This is a genomic window from Bacillus sp. FJAT-45350 (genome assembly GCF_002335805.1).
Lineage (GTDB): Bacteria > Bacillota > Bacilli > Bacillales > NISU01 > FJAT-45350.
The window spans coordinates 1-1,174 of the sequence record NZ_NISU01000012.1 but is presented as its reverse complement, the minus strand read 5'-3'; the positions used below and the strand labels follow the sequence as shown (position 1 = coordinate 1,174).

Sequence of the window (1,174 nt, the reverse complement as noted above, 5' to 3'; positions counted from 1 at the left end):
CCGTTCGTATTATAAGGTTAACCAGATAAGAAAATATTTCTGGTTGACCTTTTTTTATATGGTCTTATTATAGCAGTAGCCAGGGTAGAACGTCCGCCCCCGTGGGACTTAGATCCCGTCAACTAAACCGTTCACCCCCTACTGGTAGAAACATGTTTGAGGCTGGTTGGGACTTAGATCTCGTATAACAAGCGAAGCTATGATACTACTAGGAGGAATTAGGGGTTACTGGCAAGTTAAAAATGAGGAGGAGATTTAGAATGAATCCAGTCGTTGGTCTGGATGTGTCAAAAGGAGAAAGTGAAGTTCAGGCGTTTTTAGATAAGGGGAAACCCTATCATAAAAGCTTTAGTATCAAACATGACCTTGATGGGCTAGGATCATTACTTGAGTATCTGGAAGGTCTAAAAGCTAAAACAGGTATACAACCTTCGGTGGTTTTAGAAGCTACTGGACATTACCATGCACCAGTGGTCCAGTTTCTAGAGGAACATCAGTATTTATTAATCATTGTTAATCCTTTGATTTCCCATAGAGCCAAAAGCTCTAGTTTACGAAAAGTTAAGACCGATGCCATTGATGCCTATCGTCTTTGTGAGCTTTACTACAAAGAGGATTTAGAGCCATATAAGAAGCGTGGCATTCAACTCTTGAACCTTCGTAATCTTACAAGGCAACATGAGAATATTACTGGATTGTATGTGCAAACTAAACTACAATTTCAAGCAGTGCTTGTTCAAGTATTTCCTGAATACACTGGGGTTTTTGGTGACTTATATTCTGTTGTGTCTCTGCTTGTTTTAAAAGAATATCCTGCATCAGAAGATATTTCAGCTGTTACTGAGAACGCATTGACTAATAGAATTAAGGAATTATGTAAAAGTCGTTCAATAAAATGGGCAGAAGAAAAAGCTCAAAGACTAAAACAAGCAGCAGTTCGGAATCCATTTCAAAAGACACTTTATCAGAGTCATTTACTGAGTCTAAGTATGTATATTAATATGCTTCTTCAATACAAAAAGCATCTATCAGAGTTGGAGACTGAGATAGATACTCTCGCAAAAGAAATTGAAGAATATAAGATTATCCAATCTATCCCAGGTATAGGAGAAAAAATCGCGGCAACGATCATTTCCGAAATTGGGGAAATAGATCGGTTTAATCACCCAAAAAA

The 1,174-nt window shown here is 37.8% G+C and carries 1 protein-coding gene; it reads left to right on the top strand.

The annotated features are described in order from the left end of the window. Positions 1-260: 260 nt before the first annotated feature. Positions 261-1,174 (top strand): IS110 family transposase (locus tag CD003_RS21450; protein ID WP_096203301.1); only part of this gene is annotated, 914 nt, incomplete at its 3' end.